The organism is Streptomyces barkulensis (genome assembly GCF_002843305.1).
GTDB lineage: Bacteria > Actinomycetota > Actinomycetes > Streptomycetales > Streptomycetaceae > Streptomyces > Streptomyces barkulensis.
In genome coordinates, this window is sequence record NZ_PGSG01000109.1 from 55285 (window position 1) to 76707 (window position 21423).

19 protein-coding genes are annotated in these 21423 nt (G+C 74.1%); 4 read left to right on the top strand and 15 right to left on the bottom strand.

Annotation, left to right across the window (positions count from 1 at the left end; translation table 11 throughout):
- Positions 1–61: 61 nt before the first annotated feature.
- A complete protein-coding gene (locus CUT83_RS24845) occupies positions 62–1198 on the bottom strand; it encodes a zinc-dependent metalloprotease (RefSeq protein WP_101258063.1) in 1137 nt (378 codons plus the stop codon).
- A 122-nt stretch (positions 1199–1320) separates the two neighbouring features.
- Positions 1321–2853 (bottom strand): D-alanyl-D-alanine carboxypeptidase/D-alanyl-D-alanine endopeptidase, encoded by a 1533-nt coding sequence (gene dacB / locus CUT83_RS24850; RefSeq protein ID WP_101258080.1) that lies wholly within the window; start codon positions 2851–2853, stop codon positions 1321–1323.
- A gap of 92 nt (positions 2854–2945) precedes the next feature.
- On the opposite strand from dacB, the gene CUT83_RS24855 reads away from it, so the two are divergent.
- A complete protein-coding gene (locus tag CUT83_RS24855) occupies positions 2946–3443 on the top strand; it encodes an inorganic diphosphatase (protein WP_093657646.1) in 498 nt (165 codons plus the stop codon).
- A 145-nt stretch (positions 3444–3588) separates the two neighbouring features.
- Here CUT83_RS24855 and CUT83_RS24860 read toward each other — a convergent pair whose 3' ends face one another.
- The 4 genes from CUT83_RS24860 to CUT83_RS24875 form a co-directional block, all read right to left on the bottom strand.
- The gene (locus CUT83_RS24860; protein ID WP_241524827.1) at positions 3589–5316 is read right to left on the bottom strand and encodes a threonine/serine exporter family protein; all 1728 of its coding nucleotides are present in this window, start codon (positions 5314–5316) and stop codon (positions 3589–3591) included.
- 182 nt (positions 5317–5498) lie between these two features.
- On the bottom strand, positions 5499–6137 hold the full coding sequence (locus tag CUT83_RS24865) for a PadR family transcriptional regulator (RefSeq protein WP_101258082.1): 639 nt from the start codon (positions 6135–6137) through the stop codon (positions 5499–5501).
- A 103-nt stretch (positions 6138–6240) separates the two neighbouring features.
- On the bottom strand, positions 6241–6804 hold the full coding sequence (locus tag CUT83_RS24870; RefSeq protein WP_101258064.1) for a DinB family protein: 564 nt from the start codon (positions 6802–6804) through the stop codon (positions 6241–6243).
- A 184-nt stretch (positions 6805–6988) separates the two neighbouring features.
- Entirely contained in the window at positions 6989–7828 is an 840-nt protein-coding gene (locus CUT83_RS24875) for a Sco1979 family transcriptional regulator (protein WP_101258065.1), read from the bottom strand.
- Positions 7829–8173: 345 nt separating this feature from the next.
- Between CUT83_RS24875 and CUT83_RS24880 the strand changes: the two genes are divergently transcribed.
- Positions 8174–8791, top strand: coding sequence for an ATP-binding protein (locus CUT83_RS24880; RefSeq protein ID WP_101258066.1), 618 nt, complete (start codon positions 8174–8176; stop codon positions 8789–8791).
- Here the strand turns inward: CUT83_RS24880 and CUT83_RS24885 are convergent.
- Positions 8778–9017 carry a DUF397 domain-containing protein gene (locus CUT83_RS24885; protein ID WP_093852146.1) on the bottom strand — a complete coding sequence of 80 codons (240 nt, stop codon included), beginning with the start codon at positions 9015–9017 and terminating at the stop codon, positions 8778–8780. The genes CUT83_RS24880 and CUT83_RS24885 overlap by 14 nt on opposite strands.
- Positions 9018–9294: 277 nt before the next feature.
- Positions 9295–9660 (bottom strand): ArsR/SmtB family transcription factor, encoded by a 366-nt coding sequence (locus CUT83_RS24890; protein WP_101258067.1) that lies wholly within the window; start codon positions 9658–9660, stop codon positions 9295–9297.
- A 289-nt stretch (positions 9661–9949) separates the two neighbouring features.
- Here CUT83_RS24890 and CUT83_RS24895 point away from each other — a divergent pair, with 289 nt between their 5' ends.
- Together CUT83_RS24895 and CUT83_RS24900 are read left to right on the top strand one after the other, a co-directional pair.
- Positions 9950–11929 (top strand): ABC transporter ATP-binding protein, encoded by a 1980-nt coding sequence (locus CUT83_RS24895; protein WP_101258068.1) that lies wholly within the window; start codon positions 9950–9952, stop codon positions 11927–11929.
- A gap of 171 nt (positions 11930–12100) precedes the next feature.
- Positions 12101–13129, top strand: a complete 1029-nt coding sequence (locus CUT83_RS24900; RefSeq protein WP_093852149.1) for a rod shape-determining protein — start codon at positions 12101–12103, stop codon at positions 13127–13129.
- Here the strand turns inward: CUT83_RS24900 and CUT83_RS24905 are convergent.
- The 7 genes from CUT83_RS24905 to CUT83_RS24935 form a co-directional block, all read right to left on the bottom strand.
- Positions 13119–14042: a DUF4184 family protein gene (locus CUT83_RS24905; protein ID WP_101258069.1), complete on the bottom strand. Its 924-nt coding sequence runs from the start codon at positions 14040–14042 to the stop codon at positions 13119–13121. The two genes, CUT83_RS24900 and CUT83_RS24905, sit on opposite strands and share 11 nt — an antisense overlap.
- A 117-nt stretch (positions 14043–14159) precedes the next feature.
- Positions 14160–14780: an SRPBCC family protein gene (locus tag CUT83_RS31445; protein WP_101258070.1), complete on the bottom strand. Its 621-nt coding sequence runs from the start codon at positions 14778–14780 to the stop codon at positions 14160–14162.
- 348 nt (positions 14781–15128) lie between these two features.
- Complete coding sequence (locus CUT83_RS24915) at positions 15129–17018, bottom strand: acyltransferase domain-containing protein (RefSeq protein WP_240958291.1); 1890 nt, start codon at positions 17016–17018, stop codon at positions 15129–15131.
- Between the two features lie 156 nt (positions 17019–17174).
- Positions 17175–17450, bottom strand: a complete 276-nt coding sequence (locus CUT83_RS24920; protein WP_093852153.1) for an acyl carrier protein — start codon at positions 17448–17450, stop codon at positions 17175–17177.
- Between the two features lie 112 nt (positions 17451–17562).
- Positions 17563–18837: a ketosynthase chain-length factor gene (locus CUT83_RS24925; RefSeq protein ID WP_101258071.1), complete on the bottom strand. Its 1275-nt coding sequence runs from the start codon at positions 18835–18837 to the stop codon at positions 17563–17565.
- A complete protein-coding gene (locus tag CUT83_RS24930; protein ID WP_101258072.1) occupies positions 18834–20102 on the bottom strand; it encodes a beta-ketoacyl-[acyl-carrier-protein] synthase family protein in 1269 nt (422 codons plus the stop codon). Before CUT83_RS24930 ends, CUT83_RS24925 begins: the two co-directional genes overlap by 4 nt.
- Before the next feature lie 316 nt (positions 20103–20418).
- Positions 20419–21423 (bottom strand): acyl-CoA carboxylase subunit beta (locus CUT83_RS24935; protein ID WP_277622946.1); only part of this gene is annotated, 1005 nt, incomplete at its 5' end.

Genomic DNA, 21423 nt, shown 5'->3' on the forward strand with positions numbered 1-21423 from the left:
GCACGCGCGCCCGCCGCCCACGGTCCCTCGTAAGAGTGATTGTCCCGGCGTTCGGCGGTCATCAGTCCGCTTTGCGGTGCACCCTCGCGATCCACTCCGCCGGCCGGGCGATCTCCGCCCTGGTGGGCAGCGTGTTGGGGGAGGTCCACACCCGGTTGAAGCCGTCCATCCCGACCTCCTCCACCACCGTCCGCACGAACCGCTCGCCGTCGCGGTACTGGCGCAGCTTGGCGTCGAGCCCCAGCAGCCTGCGCAGCGCCTGGTCGAGACGGCCCGCGCCGGCCGCGCGGCGCTTCTGGAACTTCTCCCGGATCTCGGCGACCGACGGCACCACCTGGGGCCCGACGCCGTCCATCACGTAGTCCGCGTGCCCCTCCAGCAGCGACATCACCGCGGTGATACGGCCGAGGACCTCGCGCTGGGCCGGGGTCTGCACCAGTTCGACGAGGCTGTGCCCCCCGTCCCGCTCCCCGCCGTCCCCGGGCTCCGGGCGACCGCTGCCGGCCAGCGACTGGACGGCCTCGCGCAGCCGCTCCAGCAGCGCGGAGGGCTCTATCTCGGTCTCCCCGAGGAAGGCGTGGATCTCCCCCTCGATGTGGTCGCGCAGCCACGGCACGGCGGAGAACTGGGTGCGGTGCGTCTCCTCGTGCAGGCACACCCACAGCCGGAAGTCGTGCGGGTCGACGTCCAGCTCCCGCTCGATGTGCACGATGTTCGGCGCGACCAGCAGCAGTCGCCCGCCGCCCTCGCCCGGGGCCCCCGGCAGGTCGCGGGTGGGCGGGGCGAAGGTCTCGTACTGGCCCAGGACGCGGGAGGCCATGAACGACAGCAGCATCCCGACCTCGACGCCGGTCACCTTGCCGCCGACCGCGCCGAGCACCGCGTTGCCGGGGCCGCCGTCGCGCCGCGCCCGCATCTTGTCCAGCAGCGGCGACAGCAGCTCGCGGAAACCCGCCACGTTCGCCCGGATCCAGCCGGGCCGGTCCACGACGAGCACGGGTGTGTCCGCGGCGCCGTCGGGTGTCATCCGTGTGAAGCCGCGCACGTGCTCCTCGGCCGCCGCCGCGTGCCGCCGCAGTTCGGCGACGGCCTCGCGCGCCTCCTCACGGCTCACTTCGGGCCCGGGCTTCACGAGCCGGGTCGCGGTCGCCACCGCGAGATTCCAGTCGACCATCTCCACACCACCGAGGCTCGTCATGACTTCACCGTACGTGCCGGTGCTCCCGAACGGGAGCGGACCGGCGCCCGGGCAGGGTGCCCCGGAGGCGGCCCGTCACGCCCGCCCGGACCGGCCCCGGGCGGAACCGCCGGCCGGCCCGGTCAGCGGCAGCCGCAGTTGGCCAGGGCGGCGGCGAGGCGGTCCAGGGCATCGTGGGCGCCGTAGCGGTCGGTGGTGCCCGACGCCGTGAACGCGAAGGCCAGGAATCTGCCGTCGGCGTCCACGACCGTGCCCGCCAGGGTGTTGATCCCGGTCAGCGTGCCGGTCTTGGCGCGGACCAGCCCCGCGCCGGTGCGGGTCGCCTCGTCGTCGTAGCGGCCCCCGAGCGTGCCGCTGAAGCGGGCCACGGGCAGCCCCGTGAGCACGGACCGCAGCTCGGGGCGGGCGGGGTCGGCGGCGAGGGCCAGCAGCCGGGTCAGCAGGCCGGCGGAGACCCGGCCGGACCGGTCCAGCCCGCTGCCGTCGGCGAAGCGGGCGCCCTTCAGCGGCAGCGTCCGGCCGTCCCCGGTGAGCTGTGCGAGCTGCGCGCGCACCGCGCGTCCGGCGCCGGCGAAGCTCGCCGGCTCGCCGCGCGCGACGGCGGTCTGCCGGAAGAGGGCCTCGGCGATGTCGTTGTCGCTGTGCAGCATCATCCGCTCGACCAGCTCCGCCAGCGGCGCGGAGCGGTGGACGGCCAGCTCCTCGGCACCCCGCGGCGCCTTGCGGGCGCGGCCGGGGTGCTCGGGAAGCTCGACGTCCACGCCGCGCTCGCGCAGGCGGTCGGTGAAGATCCCGGCCGCGTCCCGGACCGGATCGCCGGAGCGGGGGGCGGGCCCGTGGGTGCTGTCGTCGAGGCGGCCCTCGTTCACCATCAGCGCGACGACCGGCGCGATGTTCTCGTTCGGCCCGATGGGATGGCGGACGGGCCCGGAGTAGAGCGAGGTGTCGTGGGCCGGCTCGACCCGCTTCACACCGCGCTCCCTCAGCTCCCGGGCGGTGGCGTCGGCCAGCCGCCGCAGCGCGGCCGGGGTGACCGTGGGGTCGCCGCCGCCGACCAGGAAGACCCGTTCGCCGTCCGGGTCCCACACCACCCGGGTGGGGATGCGGTGGTCCGGTCCGAGGGCCGACAGCGCGGCGACCGCCGTGGCGATCTTCACGGTGGAGGCGGGCGCGACACCCCGGCCGGCCCTGGCGCCGTACAGCTCCCGCCCGGTGACCACGTCCACCACCGAGGCGGTGCGGAGCGTGCCCAGGACCGCGTCCTCCAGCAGCGGCTGGAGGGTGTCGGCGAGTGCGGCGGGCTCGGGGGCGGGCGCCTCGCCCGGCTCCGGCGCGGCCTTGCCGGCGGCCTCGTCGCCCCGGCCGCCCCGCTCCTCCCGGGTCTTCCCGGCGGGGGCCGCGCCCAGCGCGGTGAGCACCTCGGCGGCGCTGGGCGCCGGGGCGGGGCCGCCGGGGAGGCCCGCTCCGGTGTGGTCCGCGCCACTGCCGCGGTCCCAGGAGGCGGCGCGGGCCCGCTCGGCCGTACGCTGGCCGGAGTCCCAGGGTCCGGCGACGGCCACAGCCGTCAACGCGACCGCGAGTCCGGCGGCGGCGGAACCGGCCGCCACCCGCCATGTGTCCCGCACCTCGGACCAGCCCCTTTCGCGACCACACATCTGCGTGAGGGACACTTAACCACCACATCGCCGCTCTCCGGGGGAAGCCCCCGGGCCACTGACGAGTGCTGAAGCATACGGAGGAGTCTCCCTTGGAGTTCGACGTCGTCATCGAGATCCCGAAGGGTTCGCGGAACAAGTACGAGGTGGACCACGAGACCGGTCGCATCCGTCTCGACCGGCACCTGTTCACCTCCACCGTGTACCCGGCCGACTACGGCTTCGTCGACAACACCCTGGGTGAGGACGGAGACCCCCTGGACGCGCTGGTGCTGCTGGAGGAGCCGACCTTCCCCGGCTGCATCATCAAGTGCCGGGCGATCGGCATGTTCCGCATGACGGACGAGGCCGGCGGCGACGACAAGCTGCTGTGCGTGCCCGCGTCCGATCCGCGCATGGAACACCTGCGCGACATCCACCACGTGAGCGAGTTCGACCGGCTGGAGATCCAGCACTTCTTCGAGGTCTACAAGGACCTGGAGCCCGGCAAGTCGGTCGAGGGCGCGGACTGGGTCGGCCGTGCCGACGCCGAGGCCGAGGTCGAGGCCTCGATCAAGCGCCTGGAGGCGTCGGGCGGCGGCCACCACTGAGCCCGCCGGGTCCGTCCGCCCCGGGCGGGCCCGCCCCGGCTCACCGTGCCCCGGGGCGCACACGGCCTCCGCGCCGCGTGCGCCCCGGGGCACGTCCCGTTTCCGGGCGTGCCCCGGAAACGGGGGGCGGGATCGGGAGGCGGGATCAGAAGCCGCGGGTGCGCTTGGCCGCGCGCCGTCCCGGCAGCGGGGTCTCCTGGCCCGGCACCTTGATGAACAGGCGTGCCAGCTCGTTCCCCAGGTTGACGCCGATCGCGATCGCCAGCGCCAGGGCGGCCGCCTTCGACAGGTTCGGCAGACCGTGGTCCAGGTCCCCCTGCGCGATGCCGATCAGCCCGAAGTAGATGGCGCTACCGGGCAGCAGCGGGCCGATCGACGCCGTGATGTACGGCAGTGCCGAGACGAACCGGTAGCGCGACATCAGCTGCCCGAACAGGCCCACCAGGCCCGCCGCCGCCGCGGTCGCCGCGACGGGGTCGATCCCGCCGGTGTCGGCCATCGCGCCGTACACCAGCCAGGCGACGCCGCCGTTGAGCGTGGCGAGCAGCACGGTGGAGCGCTCCTGCTGGAGGAGGACGCAGAAGGTCAGTGCCAGCAGCATCGCCGCCAGGAGCTGGAGCAGCGGCCGGCTGCGGATGTCCAGGCCCTCCGGGTCGAACTCCGCGCCCATCTCGGCGCCGATGTAGAGCACCAGCAGCACACCGCAGACGATGCCGACGACCAGGTAGACGACCTCCAGCAGCCGGGCCGACGCCGTGATGTAGAAGCCGGTCAGCCCGTCCTGCACGGCGGCGACCAGCGCTCTACCGGGGATCAGCGGGAACAGGCCACCGGTGACGACCGCGGACGCCCTGATCACCAGGCCGAGGTCGGCGGCGAACAGCTGGACCAGCACTCCCAGCACCGCGGGCGGCATCGCCGCGGCCACGAACTGGTAGAACTCCGGCAGCCCGCGCTGGGAGAAGAACCAGGCGAGCCGGTCGCCGAGCATCGCGCCGAGCGCGGCCAGGAGGAAGACCACCCAGCCACCGCCCACCAGCGTGGACGCCGCGCCCGCCAGCAGTCCGCTGGCCACGGTGAGCGCGCCCTTGGAGTACGGGTGGCGGTTGCGGCGGATCTCGGCGAGGCGGCCGTACGCCTCCTCCAGCGTCACCTCACCGTCGGTTATGTCGGCCACCAGGCGGTAGACGCCCGACAGCCGGTTGTAGTCGGTGCCGCGGCGGCGGACCGTACGGCTCAGCGAGACCGGGTCGTCCACCAGCGACGGCTGGTAGGTGATCGTCAGCAGGGTGAAGGTGACCGTCGGTTCGCAGCGGTCCAGCCCGTACGCGTGGGCCACTCCGAACATCGCCGCCTCGACGTCCTCGGCGCCCTCCCCGCCCGCGAGCAGCAGCTCGGCGATGCGCAGGGTCAGGTCGAGTACGCGCGGCGCCGACGGCCCGGTGTCGGCGTCCTCCTCGTCGGTGCGCCGGGGGCGTTCGGGCACCGGCCGCTCGCCCAGCGGCATCCGGACCATGGTGCGCATCCGGTCCTGCCAGGGCGCGCCCGGCCGCACCAGGTTGTTGATCACCGGAATGCCGTCGGGCGGGGTGAAGGCGGACCCCGGCTCGAAGGCCGCCGCCTTGCGCACCCCCTCGGGCAGGGCGAACTCGGAGGTGGGGTGCTCGTCCTCGGCCGGCGGCGCGGGGACGACCTTCAGCCCCTCGGGCAGAGCGAACTCGGAGGTGGGGTGCTCGTCCTCGGAGTACGGGGACGACAGTGGTACGCCGGAGGGCGGGGCGAAAGCGCTGCGGGTCTCCTCCGGCGCGGACCTGCGGTCCTCCGGACGGCTGGTCTCGGTCACCGTGCTGTTCCTCGTGGTCTCCAGGGCCAAGCTCGTCGCTCCTCACGCCTCCAGTCGATCTCCCGCACGGACGTCGGGCTTCCCGCTCCCGGCGGGATATGTCCGTTACTCCTCAGCGAGGATACGGCCGGACCCCCCTCCGGAAGAGGGCGTGAAGGTGGCCGTCAGGTGTGAGATGCGTTGCAGGCGCCGGGGTGTTCCGACAGGCGCCGTCAGCCGCGGGCGCGGTCGTGCGGATGCTCCGCGTAGGGGTTGCCCACTCCCTCGGGCAGCACCTCCACCGACCGCTCGCCCTCGCCCGCCATCACGTACGCGCCCTTCTCCAGGCGCTCGATCAGGCCCCGGGCCCACTCCGCGTCGCCGGCGGCGTTGTGCACCCACAGTCTCATGATCTCGCCGATGTGGCCCCACTCGTCCGGGTCGCCCGGGGGCGTCCACTCCCGGGCGACCTCGGCGCTCCACTCCTCCAGCGCCGCCACGCGCCGCCCGAGCAGTTCGATCGCCTCCCGGCGCGGCAGGTCGACGATGAAGCCGACCCCGGCCGTGAGCACGTCCGGCTTCTCGTCGTGCGCCGTGAGCGACCGGCGCAGCAGCCGCTGGTACTCCGCCTCGCCGGCGGCGGTCAGCTCGTACTCGGTGCGCGGTGGGCCGCCGGCCGTGCTCGGCTCGGTGTCGTGGGCGGTCAGCAGGCCCTGCCGGGCCATCTGCTTGAGCGCGTGGTAGATCGACCCCGGCTTGGCGTTGGACCACTGGTGCGCGCCCCAGAACTCCAGGTCGTTGCGGATCTGGTAGCCGTGTGCGCGCCCGTGCTGGCGGACCGCGCCCAGCACCAGCAACCGGATCGCCGACACCGCCGACACCACCGTCCCCTCACCGACCCACCGGTTCACCGGTCCTCCCGGCGCCCGCCGCCGACCAGCGTAGACGGGCGGCGGCGGGCGCGGGCGCGGGAGGTCACCGGAAGGACGACCAGTCCGGCTCCGGCAGTGCGCCCGTGGCGAAGACCAGGTCGAAGGCGCCCTTGCCGTCGATCGTCTCGCGGATGATGTCGGCGTGCCCGGCGTGCCGCGCGGTCTCCTCGATCTGGTGGAGCAGGCCCCAGCGCCAGGAGCGGGGGCCGCCCTCGTCCCAGGGCATCTTGGGGGCCGTGAAGGTGTCGTCGAGGGAGGGCACCGCCCTGACCGCCTCCTCGGTCTCGCGCGCCACCCGCCCGTAGAGGTCCAGCAGCTCCTCGACCGTCTCGTCGTCCCTGATGGCCAGGCTGTCCTCCCACCCCTTCACGCTGGTCTCGAAGTCGAAGGGCTCGCCGCGCATCATCGCCAGCGCGCCGCGCTCGCCCACCGCGACGTGCTTGAGGATGCCGGCCAGGGAGAAGGCGCTCACGGTCGGCCTGCTGCGCGCCTGCTCGTCGGTGAGGCCGTGGAGGGCCCGGCGGATGCCGCCGCGCTGGGCTTCCAGATAGTCGAGCAGGGCTCCGCGCTCGTCGCCGCGGTTCTCGGAAGCGACAGGAACGGGCATGGGGGTCTCCTCACACGTCGGTCGTCGGGCCGCTTTCCGGCCCCTTCACCGATAACGACGCTATGAGGTCTTGGGGACGGGTTCTGTCCTCAATGCCCTCCCGGCGATTCTCCGGCCGGATTTCCCCCTTCCGGCGCCGTCGGCGTCCCGGGAGCCCCGGCCGGGACACCGCCGGCCGGGCCGGTCAGATCTCCCCGCGGACCTCGTGGAGGAGCCTGCGGGTGTCCTCCGGGCCGAGACTGTCCCGCAGGAGGCGGTCGAGGACGTCCTCGTACTGGGCGACCTCCTCCGGCTTGTCGACGTAGAGGGCGCTGGTGAGGTGCTCCAGGTAGACGATGTCGGAGATCTCCGACTCGGGGAAGCGCAGCAGCGTGAAGGCCCCGCTCTCGGCCGGGTGCCCACCGGTGTCGAACGGCATCACCTGGAGTGTGACGTGGGGCATCTCGGAGAGTTCCGCGAGGTGCCGCAGCTGGGCGTCCATCACCTCGCGGCCGCCGTAGGGGCGGCGCAGCGCGGCCTCGTCCAGCACGCAGCGGAACTTCGGGGCCTGCTCGGACAGCAGCAGCTTCTGGCGCTCCAGGCGCAGGGCGACGCGGCGGTCGACCTCCTCCGGGGACAGCCCCGACCGGTGGCCGCTGGTGACGACCGCCCGCGCGTAGTCCTCCGTCTGGAGCAGCCCGGAGACGAACTGCACCTCGTAGACGCCGATGTGCGAGGCCGCGCCCTCCAGGCCGACGTACGTCTGGAACCAGTTCGGCAGCACGTCGCTGTAGTTGTGCCACCAGCCCGCGACGCTGGACTCACGGGCGAGGCTCAGCAGCGGCTCGCGCTCGGCCTCGTCGGTGATGCCGTACAGCGTGAGCAGGTCCGCCACGTCCCGCGCCTTGAAGCTCACACGCCCCAACTCCATGCGGCTGATCTTCGATTCGGAGGCCCGGATGGAATATCCGGCCGCCTCACGGGTGACTCCGCGGGACTCGCGGAGCCGCCGCAGCTGGGAACCGAGCAGGATGCGGCGCACCATGGAACCACTCGACCCGTTGGCCCCGTTCACTCCGTTTTTCACCGGAAATGCTCCTGTTTGTGTTCAGCTCTCCACCCCTGCACCAGTGCAGTCTGCCACCAATGCCTTCGTTGCGTGCCCAGGCGGTTACACACAATCGAAAGTCGCTCGTGCACGTGCATCTGCCCTTGCATCTGCTGTGGGCATTGGGAACCATGGGGAAAGAACAAGTGCACGCAGAGTCAGGGCACTTGGGCATGCACACGATCCACCGAAGCAGCGCAACGAGCGGAACGCGATACGGAGCACCACCGCTGACGGGGTCCGCCAGGGCCATGACCGCCGCAATGCCAGGAGTGTCTCGTCATGGGGACCGAAGGACCGACCGTGCTCGACCGGTTATGGCATGACTTCCCGTCGTTCGACCCCGACGCGCTCTCCGGTTCGGCCTCCTGCGCGCTCCAGCCGCGCTACGAGGCGGTGAAGACCGCCCGTGAGTTCACCCGGAACGTACTGCTGCGCTGGCGGCTGGCCGGGCACTTCGACACCGTGGCCCTGGTGGTCTCGGAGCTGGTGACCAACGCCCTGCGCCACGGCGTGCCGGGCGCCGTCCCCGGCGAAACCCTGGACCCGCCCGTGCGGCTCCATCTGATGCACTGGTCCGGCCGTCTGGTGTGCGCCGTGCGCGACCCCAGCGGAAAGGCGCCCGTGGCGAAGAGGCCCGGCGAGGGGCCCGCCGGGGAACTCGGCGGCATCGGCTGCGATTTCGGCGACGACCTCGGCGGTCTCGGCGAGGATTTCGGCGGGGAGCTCGGCGGCGTGTTCTTCGACGACACGGCGGAGTCCGGGCGCGGCCTCTTCCTCGTCGAGTCCTTCAGCGACGACTGGGGCTGGCAGCCGATGGCCGGCACCATGCCCGGAAAAGTGGTCTGGGCGCTGTTCAGGCTGAACCCCGGACGGGGAACCGGCGTCAGTCCTGTATGAGGTGGTCGAACTCGCCGTCCTTGACGCCGAGCAGCATCGCCTCGACCTCGGCCGGGGTGTAGACCAGTGCGGGGCCGTCCGGATGACGCGAGTTCCGTACGGCCACCTCTCCGCCGGGGAGCTTGGCGAACTCCACGCACGCTCCCTGCGAGTTGCTGTGTCTGCTCTTCTGCCAGACGACCCCGTGGAGGTCCCTGGCTGCCATGCCGTTGTATGCGTGGGGCATCGGACTCTCCCGGCTGTGCGGTCGGGGGCGGCGGTCGGGTGCGGTCAGGGGCTGAATCGGTCAACCAGCCTGGATCATAACGCCGTTCACGTGCGGATGCACGTGAAGATGCACGTGCACGACAGCCTGTCACGGCGTCATGACAACCTGTCGAAAGGGCGGTCCGCGGCCGGACGGGACGGCTGGACGGGACGGCCGGACGGGACGGCTGGACGGGACGGCCGGACCGGGCGCGGACCGCGCCCGGTCGCCGCACGCACGCCGGTCCTCGCGCCGTTCACGCACCGGCGTCGCCGTGCGCCCCGTCCAGGAGGCCGCGCAGGTCCTCCAGGTCCCCCATCCCGCGCCAGAACCGCTCGTACGGGCCCAGCCAGTGCTGCACCTCGCTGAGCGGTCCGGCCTCCAGCCGGTAGTGCCGCTCCCTCCCCTTGCGCCGCTCGCTGACCAGGCCGGCCTCCCGGAGCACCTTCAGGTGCTCCGACAGACTCGGCCTGCGCATGTCGAAGTGGTCGGCCAGCCGCTGCACGGGCTGCGGTCCCTTGACCCGCAGCAGCCTCAGCACCTCGCGCCGGGTCGGGTTGGCGAGGGCGGAGAAGAGCCGGTCCTCCCGGAGCCGGTCCTCGGGTACGTCGATGGCGGTCATGTTTCCCCCTTGCGAGCCAGTGGTCAGTTGGCGGTGGCGGAGAGGAGGGAAGCCGGTGCCGCAGGTCGGCGACGCCGGGCCGCTCGCGGTCCGCCCGGGTGGTCGGTGGCCGCCGCCGGGCCATCGCTGGTCCGCCGGCGGTCCCCGAAATGATCCCCCGGCGGGCACCCGTAGCGGAACCCTGTCCCACCGGCTGAACGGCCGCGCCCGGACTCCACCCGCCCTTGACCTCAAGTCGACTTGAGGGCCTACCGTCCGGACCACGGCAACGACGACGTGAGGATCCGCGATGAGTATGGAATCCGCCGCGTGGAACGCCCTGTACCAGGCGCGCCACGCCCCCCAGGACCAACAGCACCACTCCCCCGCGCTGTCCCGCACAACCCTGCGCCGCATCGCGGGCTTCGCCCGCCCGCACCGGCGGCGGCTGGCCCTCTTCCTGCTGCTCAGCACCGTCTCGGCGGCGCTGGCCGTGGCCACCCCGGTGCTCGCGGGCCGGGTGGTCGACGCGATCGTGGAGAGCTCGGCGGCCGGCACGGTCGTACGGCTCGCCGCCCTGATCGCGGCCGTGGCGGTGGCCGAGGCGGCGATCGGACTGCTGGCCAGGTGGCTGTCGGCACGCATCGGCGAGGGGTTGATCCTGGATCTGCGCACGGCCGTCTTCGACCACGTCCAGCGGATGCCGGTCGCCTTCTTCACCCGAACCCGCACCGGCGCACTGGTCAGCCGGCTGAACAACGACGTCATCGGTGCCCAGCGGGCCTTCAGCAACACCCTGTCCTCGGTGGTCGGCAACCTCGTCACCCTGCTGCTCACCCTGGTGGTCATGGTGCGGCTGTCCTGGCAGGTCACACTGCTCGCCCTGGTGCTGCTGCCGGTGTTCGTGCTGCCCGCGCGGCGCATGGGCTCCCGGCTGGCCCGCCTCTCGCACGAGGCCGCGACCCACAACGCGGCCATGGGCACGCAGATGACCGAGCGCTTCTCCGCCCCCGGCGCCACCCTGGTCAAGCTGTTCGGACGGCCGCGGGAGGAGTCGGAGGGGTTCGCGGCGCGGGCCCGGCGGGTGCGCGACATCGGGGTGCGCACCGCCATGGTCCAGCACGTCTTCTTCACCGCGCTCACCGTCGTCTCCGCCCTGGCGCTGGCCCTGGTCTACGGACTCGGCGGCTGGTACGCGCTGCGCGGCCGGCTCGACCCCGGCGCGGTGGTGGCCCTGGCCCTGCTGCTCACCCGGCTCTACGCCCCGCTGACCGCGCTGGCCGGCGCGCGGGTGGAGGTGATGGGCGCGCTCGTCAGCTTCCAGCGCGTCTTCGAGGTGCTGGACCTCAGGCCGCTGATCGAGGAGCGCGAGGACGCCCGCGAGGTGCCCGACGGCCCGGTGTCGGTGGAGTTCGACCGCGTGGACTTCGCCTACCCGTCGGCCGAGAAGGTCTCCCTGGCCTCCCTGGAGGAGGTCGCCGTCCTCGACGCGCGCGGCGGCGAGCAGGTGCTGCACCAGGTGTCCTTCCGCGCCGAGCCGGGGCAGATGGTGGCGCTGGTCGGCTCCTCCGGCGCGGGCAAGTCCACCATCGCCCAGCTCGTGCCGCGGCTCTACGACGCCGACGGCGGCGCGGTGCGGCTCGGCGGCGTGGACGTAAGGGATCTGACCTTCCGTTCCCTGCGCGCCACGCTCGGCATGGTCACCCAGGACGGCCATCTCTTCCACGAGTCGATCCGCGCCAACCTGCTGTTCGCCCGGCCCGGCGCGAGCGAGGACGAACTGTGGGACGTGCTGCGCCGCGCCCGGCTGGACGGGCTGATCGCCTCCCTGCCCGACGGGCTGGACACGGTCGTCGGCGAGCGCGGATACCGCCTGTCCGGCGGCGAGCGGCAGCGGCTGACCATCGCCCGGCTGCTGCTGGCCCGGCCGCGGGTGGTGATCCTCGACGAGGCGACCGCGCATCTGGACTCCACCTCCGAGGCGGCCGTCCAGGAGGCGCTGGCCGAGGCGCTGCGCGGACGCACCTCCGTGGTGATCGCCCACCGTCTGTCCACCGTCCGGGCCGCGGACCTGATCCTGGTCGTGGAGGACGGCCGGATCGTCGAGCGCGGCACCCACGAGACGCTGATGGCGGCGGGCGGACGCTACCGGGAGCTGTACCGCACCCAGTTCGGCGCGCAGTCCGGTACGCAGTCCGGTACGCAGTCCGGCGCGCAGCCGGGCACGCACCCGGACGCGCGGTCCGGGCGGGACTCCGGGGAGCCCGCCGTGCCCGGCCCCGTCTCCTGACCGGCCATCACCTCCCCGGCGGTACGCGGAACTCGGCCGCCTCCGGCACCCGCGGCGCCCCTCGCCCATCCGGATCAGTCCAGCGCGCGGGACCGCCGCCCGGCCCCCACGATGAGAATCGGGGCCGCCGGGCGGCGGCCCGTATCGAGCCATGTCCGGGGAGATGCCGCTGTGACCGTCAGTCTTGAGCAACTGAGCCGCTGTTCCGTAGCCGTCGACCTCGGCGCGGCCAGGACCCGGGTCTACCTCAAACGGTTCGGCGTCATCGTGGACGCGCCGTCGGCCGTCGCCGTCAACACCCGCTCCGGAGCCCTGATCGCGGTCGGCGCCCCGGCCGAGCGGATGGTGGGCCGCACCCCCGAGCACATCCGGGTGGTGCGGCCGGTGTCGGGCGGAACCGTGGTGGACATCGACATGGCCCGGCGGATGCTGCGCGCCCTGGTGGGCGACCGCATCCGCCGGGCCTGGCGGCGCAAGCCGATGCTGCGCGCCGCCGTGTGCATCCCGCACGACGCCGAGCCGCTCGTCCGGCGCGCCGCGATCGAGACGCTCACCGGGATGGGCGCGCGGCGGGTGGAGCTGGTGGACAGCCTCATCGCGGCGGCCGTCGGCTCCGGACTGCCCGTGGAGGAGCCCGAGGCCACCATGATCGTGATGTGCGGCGCGGCCACCTCGCACGTCGCGGTGCTCTCGCTGGGGTCGATCGTCGCCTCCGAGACGGTGCCGGTCGGCGGCGAGGTCATCGACCGCGCCGTCGTCCAGCACCTGCGCAACCAGCACGAACTGATGCTCCCCAACCAGGCGGTCCACCCGCTGCACCTGGCGATGTCCGTCGCCCCGCCCGGGCAGACCGAGGCCGAGGTGTACGGCCGGGACGTGTCCACCGGGCTGTTCCGCACGGTGAACGTGGACACCGAGAGCGTGCGGGCCGCCATCCGGCCCCCGCTGACGGCGATGGTGGACGCCATCCGCGGCGTGCTGCGCCAGTGCCAGCCCGATCTGGTGGCCGACCTCGCGGACCGCGGGATCATGCTGGTGGGCGGCAGCGCGATGCTGCCGGGTCTGGACTCGATGCTGCGGCAGGCCACCGGGATGCCGGTGCACGTCGCCGAGCAGCCGGCCGTCTGCGCGGTGGAGGGCCTGGGCGCGATGCTGGAGGGGCGGGTGCGGCTGCTGCACCGCGATCCACTCAGCCGCTGACGGACCGCCGGACGTCCGGCTCCTCCGCACGGGCCGCGCCGGACGTACCGGCCGCACGGGCCGCACGGGCCGCACCTGCGCCGGACGTCCGGGCCGCACGGCGGTCCCGCGCGGCCGCCGCCGCCCGCAGGGCCACCGCGTACAGCGGCAGCGCGAGCGCGAGCCCGGCGCCGGCGCCGAACAGCGCGGTGGGGACGTACCCGTCCCACGGGACCGCCTCCGGCTCCGCCCCGGCCCGCCTCGCACAGCGGTGGACGGCGCCCGCCACCGCCGCCGCCCCCAGCAGCACCGCCACGCCCGCCCGCCCGCGCGCGGGCAGGACGAGGAGCACGGGCAGCGCGGGCGCCGGGGAGTGCGGCAGCCGGCGCCACGCCCGAACCAGGAAGGCCGCGAGGACCACCAGGGCCACGGCGGAACCGCCGTACTGGAGCTGGTGGTACAGGGGGACGCCCAGCACCCGCTCGTCCAGCACGGTGATCCACCGCACACCCCACTGGTCCATGTGCGTGAACGAGTCCCACAGGGCATGGGTCGCGGCGCCCAGCGCCGCGGAGATCCCGCACCACGGCAGGAGGGCGGCGAGCGGTCGGCCGCGCCAGGGGCGGCCGCGGGTGAGCACGTACGCCCGTCCCCTCGCCCCCTCGGGCAGCAGGGCCAGCAGCGGTTCCCGCAGCAGCAGCCACATCCCCAGCAGCACCGCCGCGAGCAGGACGTCCACGGTGACCGTGCCGGGCGCCGAGTGGGTGCACTCGCCCAGCTCCATGATCCACGGGGCGAAGCCGGCCGCGTAGTACACGGTGTCCGGGGCGAGCGTCCCGGCGACCAGGGCGGACGCCACCAGCGGTCCCCGGCCTCTCCCGTCCGCGCGGATCCCCGGCAGCGCGGCGGCGGCGTGGCTGAGTGTGAACGGCATCCATCCCCCCGGGCCGTCTCGGTACGTCCGGCCGCACCCTATCCGTTCCGCCCGGGCGGCCGGGGCGGCCGGGCGCTCCGGCCGTGGGCGTCGGGGGCGGCCGGCCGTTCGGGGCGGTCAGCCGTTGGGGGCCGGGAAACGGAAGCGGCGTGCGGAACGAGAGGGCCGGGGGGAGGCGGGCGGCAGCGGACCGGCCTCCTGGCCCCGGGCCGTCCCGGCGGGGCCGGCGCCGGACGGACCGCCGGCCGGGCCGCCGCCCGCCACGGGTCCCACCCCGGCCACGGCGGCCTCCGCCTCCCGCTCCCCGGCCCCCGTCAGCCGCTCGTACAGCGCCTGCGCGTCCGCCGGCAGATCACGCCGCCACCCGCACGCCACCACCGGCCACAGCAGCACCATCGCGCCCCCCAGCACACACCTCACCCCCACCTCCACCCGGCATCCGCCCCCCTCCCACGGCCACAGCCGGAAGTCGTACCGCGGCATCTGCCATCCCAGCGGCGTCCACATCCGCTGCCCCTCGAACGACACCCGTGACGGCGGCTCGCACACCACCCGCCGCAGCACGCACTCCCGCCGCCTCCCGGGGAACCGGTACCGGTACTCCTCCTCCCGCGAACCCACCCGGCGCACCGACACCACGCCCGAGTGCCAGGCCGCCAGCCCGCACCCGTCGGCCAGGCGTCCGAACACCTCCTCCACCGGCAGCGGTATGGACACGTACACCCGCACCTGCGGCATCCGGCACCTCCAGCGAGCGACAGCGCCGGCCACGCGATCGGCCGAACGCCCCGGCCCGTCCGGGCCCACCTCTACACAGCCAGGCTGGATGCGCGCGCTTCCGGTGTCCTGCGGTCGAGAGCCGTTCGGGTTACGTCCGCGGGCGTTCCGCCGGCCGGGGGAGGCCGGAGGGGGCCGGATGGTCCGGAGGGCCGGGGGCGCCGGAGATGCAGGAGACGTCGGGGAGGAGCCAGCCGTGGTGGCCGGGCGCCGGGAGGGCGAGGTGCGGCGGGAGCGTGCGGCCGCTCCCCGCCGCCGCCGGCGACCTGTACAGGCCCCACCAGATGCTCGCAGGGGCCGTACGGGTGCTCATACGGCCGTCAGGGGCCGGTGCCCCCCGAAGCGGCCGTCCGGCGCGGAAGCCTCCGCCACGGGGGTCTCCGGGGAGGGGGTCTCCGGAGCGGGCGGGGCGTCCGCGCTCCAGTTCCACAGCCGGCTCACCGCGTCCAGGTCCAGGCCGTGCCCCTCCTCCCACAGCCGGGCCGCGGCGGTGAGCACCGAGCGCCGGTCCTCCCCCGGACCGCCGGGGCGGGCCGGCAGCATCGGCACCACCGCGCTGGCCTTCAGCCGTACCGCCTGGTGGCGGCGGGCGAACGCGGTGAGGGTCTGCCGGGGGCCCGCCTCGATCAGCAGCATGTCGTCGGCCGCGAGCAGTTCGTCCAGCGCGGGCCTGAAGTACACGGTGTCGGTGAGCTGGCGGGCCCAGAAGTCCGGCCGCAGGGCGTCCTCGGGGCTCAGCGGGCCCCCGGTGTAGCCGGAGTAGAGCGGGAGCGCGGGCGGGCGCAGCCGCACGCCGCGGTAGGCGCGCTCGACGGCCTCGGAGGCCGGCGCCATCGCCGGGCAGTGGAAGGGGCTGGTGGCGGGGACGGCGACGACGGTGTGGCCGTCGGCGCGCAGCGCCGCCTCGACCTCGCCCAGCGGCGCGCGGGAGCCGGCCAGCATGGTCTGCCGGCCCGCGTTGACCGCGGCGATGGCGACGTCGCCGCGCAGGTACGGGCGCAGCTCCTCCTCGGAGGAGCCGACGGCGAGCATGCCGCCCGGCGGGATCTCCACGGCGTACCGCACCCGCTCGCGCATCATGCCGACGGCGTCCGGCAGCGACACCACGCCCGTGAAGACCGCGGCGACCAGTTCGCCGGCGCTGTGGCCGAGGAAGGCGGTGGGGCGCACGCCCCAGCCGAGGACGGTGCGGCCCAGCGCGTAGTCCACGGCGAACAGCAGCGGCTGGGCGCGGCGCACGTCGTCGATGCCGATCCTCGGCGTGCGGGTGGTCCCGTCGGCGAGCCAGTCGGCCCGGACGTCCTCGCCGTCCTCGCCGAACAGGTCGAGCACGGCGTCCATGGCCGCGGTGAACACCGGCTCCCGGCCGTACAGCCCGGCCGCCATCGCGGTGTGCTGGGAGCCCTGGCCGGGGAAGAGGAGGGCGACCGGGCGCGGCCTGCCGGTGACGGCGGCCTTCGCACCGTCCACCGCCGGGGCGGCCCGGTCGGCGGTGGTGACCACCGCGGCGCGCACCGGGCCGGGCTCCTGTCCGCAGGGCACCGCGGTGGGCAGGACGGGGAAGGCCTCGGGGAAGAGCCGGTCGACCATCGGGCGCAGTTCGCCGCGCACCCGGGCCTCGTCGGCCTCGTCCCGGCCCGACCACAGCAGCAGTCGTACGCCGCCGGGGTCGGTGCTGCGGCCGCCGTGCCGCAGGGGGCGGACCACGGGGGTGTCGTCGGAGTCGCCGGAGTCGTCGAAGGTGTCGGGGGTGTCGGGGGTCCCGGATGCCTCTCCGGAGAAGTCCGGTACGCCCAGCACGGGGTCGCCGTCCGCGACGGCCTCGGCCGCGCGCCGCACGGCGTGGACGGTGACCGCCTCCGCCCGGGGTTCGCCGAATCCGGCGACGAGTGCGAGGTCGACGTTCTTGGCGAGCAGTTCGCGGTGCGCCCGGCGCAGTGCGCGGCCGGGCGAGGAGGCGGTGTGCACGGGGAAGCCCTCGTGCTCCGCGCCGAGGCCGGCGGCGGTGCGGGCGGCGCCGACGAAGACGGCCGTACGGGCGGGCAGGTCCTCGGGCGAGCGGCCGAAGGCGCGCAGCACCGCGGAGACGGCGGCGGCGGTGGCCGTGACCGGTTCGCCGCGGCCTGCCTCCCCGGCCGGTGCGCCCTTGGTGCTGACCGTGAGCCTGCGGACCACGGCGGTGTGTTCGGTGAGCGGCATGGGCCCTCCTGTCGGCGGCCGGATCCCCGGCGGCGGATGGCTTCGGCGAGCGGGAGACGGACTGGCTGGTGACGGGGGCGGGGCGCGGTGACGGGGGCTGGGAGCCGGAGCGGCCGCCCTGCCGGAGAGCGTTCGGCAGGGCGGCCCGGGGCCGGCTCAGGCGGGGGAGGCCTGGCCGGAGTTGATGAGGTCCAGCAGGGCGCCCGGCGTCTCGGCGTCGACGACCGCGTCGTCCGGTATCGCGATCCCGTACTCGCGCTGGATCTGGCCGATGACCTGGAGCAGGGCGAGGGAGTCGTAGCCGAGGTCGATGAACGGGGTGTCCAGGACATCGCCGTCCAGGTCCACGCCCTCCTCCTCGCCCGCGCTCTCGCGCAGCATCCGGGTCAGGTCCGCCAGGGTCACCTCGGTCTTCGTGGTGGTCGTGGACATGTTGGTTCCTCTCTGTGGTGTGCGTGGATGCGGCGGTGCGTGTGGGGGGTCGGGGGCCGGTGGGCCCGGTTCGGTGGGCCCGGTTCAGTGGGCCCGGTTCAGTGGGCGCGGTTCAGTGGGCGCGGCGCAGGACGAGCGCCGCGTTGAAGCCGCCGTGGCCGCGGGCCAGCACCAGCGCGGTGCGCAGGTCCGTCTCGCGGGCACCGGTGACCAGGTCGATCCGGTGGTCCGGGTCGGCCTCGGCGACGCCCGCGGTCGGCGGGATGACGCCGTCGCGCAGGGCCAGCAGCGCGGTGGCCACGTCCAGCGCGGCCCCTCCGGCCAGCAGCCGCCCGGTCATGCTCTTGGGCGCGGTGACCGGTACGCCGCGGGCGCCGAAGATCTCCTCCAGCACCTTCGCCTCGGCCCGGTCCAGCTCGGGGGTGCCCGCCGCGTCGGCGAAGACGACGTCGACGTCCGAGGGGGTCAGGCCGGCGTCGGCCAGGGCGTTCTCGGCGGCCCGGCGCAGCGCGGAGGGCCGTCCGCTGCCGGGAGCGGGGTCGAGGCCGGCGGCGTAACCGGCGACGGTGCCGTAGACGTGCTCGGCGCCGCGCTCCCGGGCGGACTCGGCGTCCTCCACGATGAGGATCGCCCCGCCCTCGCCCGGCACGTATCCGCTCGCCTCCGCCGAGAAGGGCAGGTAGGCGCGGGAGGGGTCGGAGACGGTGCTCATCAGGCCGGAGGCGATCTGCGGGACCCAGCCCCAGGGGCACAGGGCCGCGTCGACACCGCCGGCGACGACCATGGGCACGCCCTTGCGGACGTGGCGGCGGGCGTGGCCGATGGAGTCGACGCCGCCGGCCTGTTCGGTGAGCAGCACCCCGCTGGGGCCGCGCATCTTGTGGCGGATGGAGATCTGGCCGGTGTTGACGGCGTAGAACCAGGCGAAGGACTGGTACGCGCTGACGTACTCCTTGCCCTGGCTCCACAGGTTCTGCAGCTCGCGCTGGCCGAACTCCACCGCGCCGCCGGAGGCGGCGGTGACCACGCCCATGCCGTACTCGGGCAGGTCGCCCGGCGCGATGCCGGCGTCCGCCACGGCCCAGTCGGCCGCGGTGAGCGCCAGGCGGGTCATGTGGTCGGTCTGCGGCATCAGCCGGCTGGGGATGTGCTCCTCGGCGACGTAGCCGGGGACCTCTCCGCCGACGGTGGAGGGGTACTGGGAGGGGTCGAAGCGGGTGACGCGCCCCAGACCGCTCTCGCCGGCCAGGGTGGCCCTCCAGTAGTCCTCGGTGCCCAGGCCGTTGGGGGCGGCGATGCCCAGGCCGGTCACGACCGCGGTGGTCCGTACGGCCGGGGCGGCCGCCGGCGCGGGCCGTACCGCCGGCGCCGTCGGTGTCGCTGTCATCGGGCACTCCTCTCCGGCCGGGCGAGCAGCATGGCGCTCTGGAAGCCGCCGAAGCCGCTGCCGACGCTGAGCACCGTGTCGGTCTTCCGTTCCCGGGCGGTCAGCGGGATGTAGTCGAGGTCGAGTTCGGGGTCGGGCTCGTGCAGGTTGGCGGTGGGCGGCAGGACGCCGTGCTCCATCGCCAGGGCGCAGGCGGCGATCTCCAGGGAGCCGATGGCGCCCAGCGAGTGACCGATCATCGACTTGATGGAGCTGACGGGGGTGGCGTAGGCGTGGTCGCCCAGGCTGCGCTTGAAGGCGCCGGTCTCGTGACGGTCGTTCATCTTGGTGCCGGAGCCGTGGGCGTTGATGTAGTCGACCGCCGTCGGGTTCAGGCGGGCCTCGTCCAGGGCCGCGTCGATGGCCTCGGCCATCTCGCGGCCGTCGGGCTTGAGGCCGGTCATGTGGTAGGCGTTGCAGCGGGCGGCGAAGCCCGCGATCTCCGCGTAGATGTGGGCCCCGCGCCTGCGGGCGCTCTCCAGTTCCTCCAGGACCAGGATGGCCGCGCCCTCGCCCAGGACCAGCCCGCTGCGGGTCCGGTCGAAGGGGCGGCAGGCGCTCTCGGGCGTGTCGTTGCGGGGCGTGGTGGCGTGGATGGCGTCGAAGCAGGCCGAGGTGATGGGCGAGATCGGCGCCTCCGTCGCACCCGCGATCATCACGTCGCAGGTGCCCTCGCGGATCAGCTCGACCGCGTGGCCGAGCGAGTCCAGGCCGGAGGTGCAGCCGGTGGAGACTACCGCCGCCGGGCCCTCGGCGCCGGCCTCCTGCCCCACCTCGGCGGCCATGGAGCTGGGCACGAAGTGGCGGTACAGCTCGGGCACCGCGTACTCGTGGTCGACGTTCCACTTGCGGCCGCCGTCGCTGACCACCACGTACTCGCGCTCCAGGCTGGTGGTGCAGCCCACCGCGCTGCCGAGCGAGGTGCCGATCCGGGACGGGTCCAGGGCCGAGACGTCCAGGCCGCTGTCGGCCAGCGCCTCGCGGGTGGAGACGACGGCGAACTGGGCGGCCCGGTCGAGCCGGCGGGTCTCCTGCGGGCTCAGGCCCGCCGCCGCGGGGTCGAAGTCGCACTCGGCGGCGACCCGCGAGCGGAAGGGGGAGGCGTCGTAGAAGGAGATCGTGCGGGTCGCGCTGCGTCCCGCGGTCAGCAGCTCCCAGTACTCCTTGACGCCGACCCCGCCGGGGGCGACGACGCCCAGACCTGTGATCACGACTCTGCGTACCACCGCTTACCTCCCCTTCGACGGGACCGGATGCCGCTGTCGGCATCCGGCGGTTGGAACTGTGCGGGCCACTGCCGTTCCCTTCGTCCGTGACGCTCTCGTGGCGCTTGCTGAGGGTTTCGGCGGCCGGGGCGGTTCGGGGTTCGTTCCCTCCCCGCCCCGGTGCCGGGCCGGGCGGCCGCCCGCTCGTGACGTGCCGCCGCTTCCGGTGAACTCATGGTTGAAGCCGTCCCTAGACGGGGACTCGCGCCTGCCTGGACGGGCCGGCGGCCACCGCTTCCCAGGGGCTTCCCGGGGGCTTCCCAGGGGGCTCCGGCCACTACAGCGGGACGTTGCCGTGCTTGCGTTCGGGCAGGTCGGCCTGCTTGCGGCGGAGCATGGCCAGGGAACGGGCCAGGACCCGCCGGGTGTCGGCGGGGTCGATGACGTCGTCGACCAGGCCGCGTTCGGCCGCGTAGTAGGGGTGCATCAGCTCGGACCTGTACTCCTCGACCAGCCTCGCCCGGGTGGCCTCGGGGTCGTCGGAGGCGGCGATCTGCCGCCGGAAGACGACACCCGCCGCTCCCTCGGCGCCCATCACCGCGATCTCGTTGGTCGGCCAGGCGTAGGTCAGGTCCGCGCCGATGGACTGGGAGTCCATGACGATGTACGCGCCGCCGTAGGCCTTGCGCAGGACGACGGAGACGCGCGGCACGGTGGCGTTGCAGTACGCGTACAGCAGTTTCGCGCCGTGCCGGATGATCCCGTCGTGCTCCTGGTCCACGCCGGGCAGGAAGCCGGGCACGTCGATCAGGGTGACCAGCGGGATGTTGAAGGCGTCGCAGGTGGAGACGAACCGGGCGGCCTTCTCGGAGGCGTGGATGTCCAGCACGCCGGCGAGCTGCTGGGGCTGGTTGGCGACGATCCCCACCACCTGGCCGTCGATGCGCGCCAGCGCGCACACCACGTTGCGCGCCCAGGCCTCGTGCACCTCGAAGTACTCGCCGTCGTCGGTGATCTCCTCGATCACCGCCCGCACGTCGTAGGCGCGGTTGCCGTCGGCGGGGACGAGGTCGGCCAGGGCCTCGCAGCGCCGGTCGGCCGGGTCGCCGCCGCGTACGACGGGAGGCAGTTCCCGGTTGTTGGCCGGCAGCAGGGAGAGCAGATAGCGCACGTCCTCCAGGCACTCGGCCTCGTCGTCGTGGGCGAAGCCGGCCACTCCGGAGGTCGCGGCGTGCGCGTCGGCGCCGCCCAGTCCGTTGTGGGTGATCTCCTCGCCGGTGACCGCCTTGACCACGTCGGGTCCGGTGATGAACATCTGCGAGGTGTCGCGGACCATGAACAC

What these genes read in the sequence shown, in the direction of transcription:
- CUT83_RS24880 (WP_101258066.1), top strand. Translation starts at nt 8,174, where the DNA reads ATGGGGACCGAAGGACCGACCGTGCTCGACCGGTTATGGCATGACTTC.
- CUT83_RS24920 (WP_093852153.1), bottom strand. Translation starts at nt 17,450, where the DNA reads ATGTCCACGACCACCACGAAGACCGAGGTGACCCTGGCGGACCTGACC.
- CUT83_RS24875 (WP_101258065.1), bottom strand. Translation starts at nt 7,828, where the DNA reads ATGGTGCGCCGCATCCTGCTCGGTTCCCAGCTGCGGCGGCTCCGCGAG.
- CUT83_RS24915 (WP_240958291.1), bottom strand. Translation starts at nt 17,018, where the DNA reads ATGCCGCTCACCGAACACACCGCCGTGGTCCGCAGGCTCACGGTCAGC.
- CUT83_RS24925 (WP_101258071.1), bottom strand. Translation starts at nt 18,837, where the DNA reads ATGACAGCGACACCGACGGCGCCGGCGGTACGGCCCGCGCCGGCGGCC.
- CUT83_RS24895 (WP_101258068.1), top strand. Translation starts at nt 9,950, where the DNA reads ATGAGTATGGAATCCGCCGCGTGGAACGCCCTGTACCAGGCGCGCCAC.
- CUT83_RS24870 (WP_101258064.1), bottom strand. Translation starts at nt 6,804, where the DNA reads ATGCCCGTTCCTGTCGCTTCCGAGAACCGCGGCGACGAGCGCGGAGCC.
- CUT83_RS24845 (WP_101258063.1), bottom strand. Translation starts at nt 1,198, where the DNA reads ATGACGAGCCTCGGTGGTGTGGAGATGGTCGACTGGAATCTCGCGGTG.
- dacB (WP_101258080.1), bottom strand. Translation starts at nt 2,853, where the DNA reads ATGTGTGGTCGCGAAAGGGGCTGGTCCGAGGTGCGGGACACATGGCGG.
- CUT83_RS24905 (WP_101258069.1), bottom strand. Translation starts at nt 14,042, where the DNA reads ATGCCGTTCACACTCAGCCACGCCGCCGCCGCGCTGCCGGGGATCCGC.
- CUT83_RS24885 (WP_093852146.1), bottom strand. Translation starts at nt 9,017, where the DNA reads ATGCCCCACGCATACAACGGCATGGCAGCCAGGGACCTCCACGGGGTC.
- CUT83_RS24890 (WP_101258067.1), bottom strand. Translation starts at nt 9,660, where the DNA reads ATGACCGCCATCGACGTACCCGAGGACCGGCTCCGGGAGGACCGGCTC.
- CUT83_RS31445 (WP_101258070.1), bottom strand. Translation starts at nt 14,780, where the DNA reads ATGCCGCAGGTGCGGGTGTACGTGTCCATACCGCTGCCGGTGGAGGAG.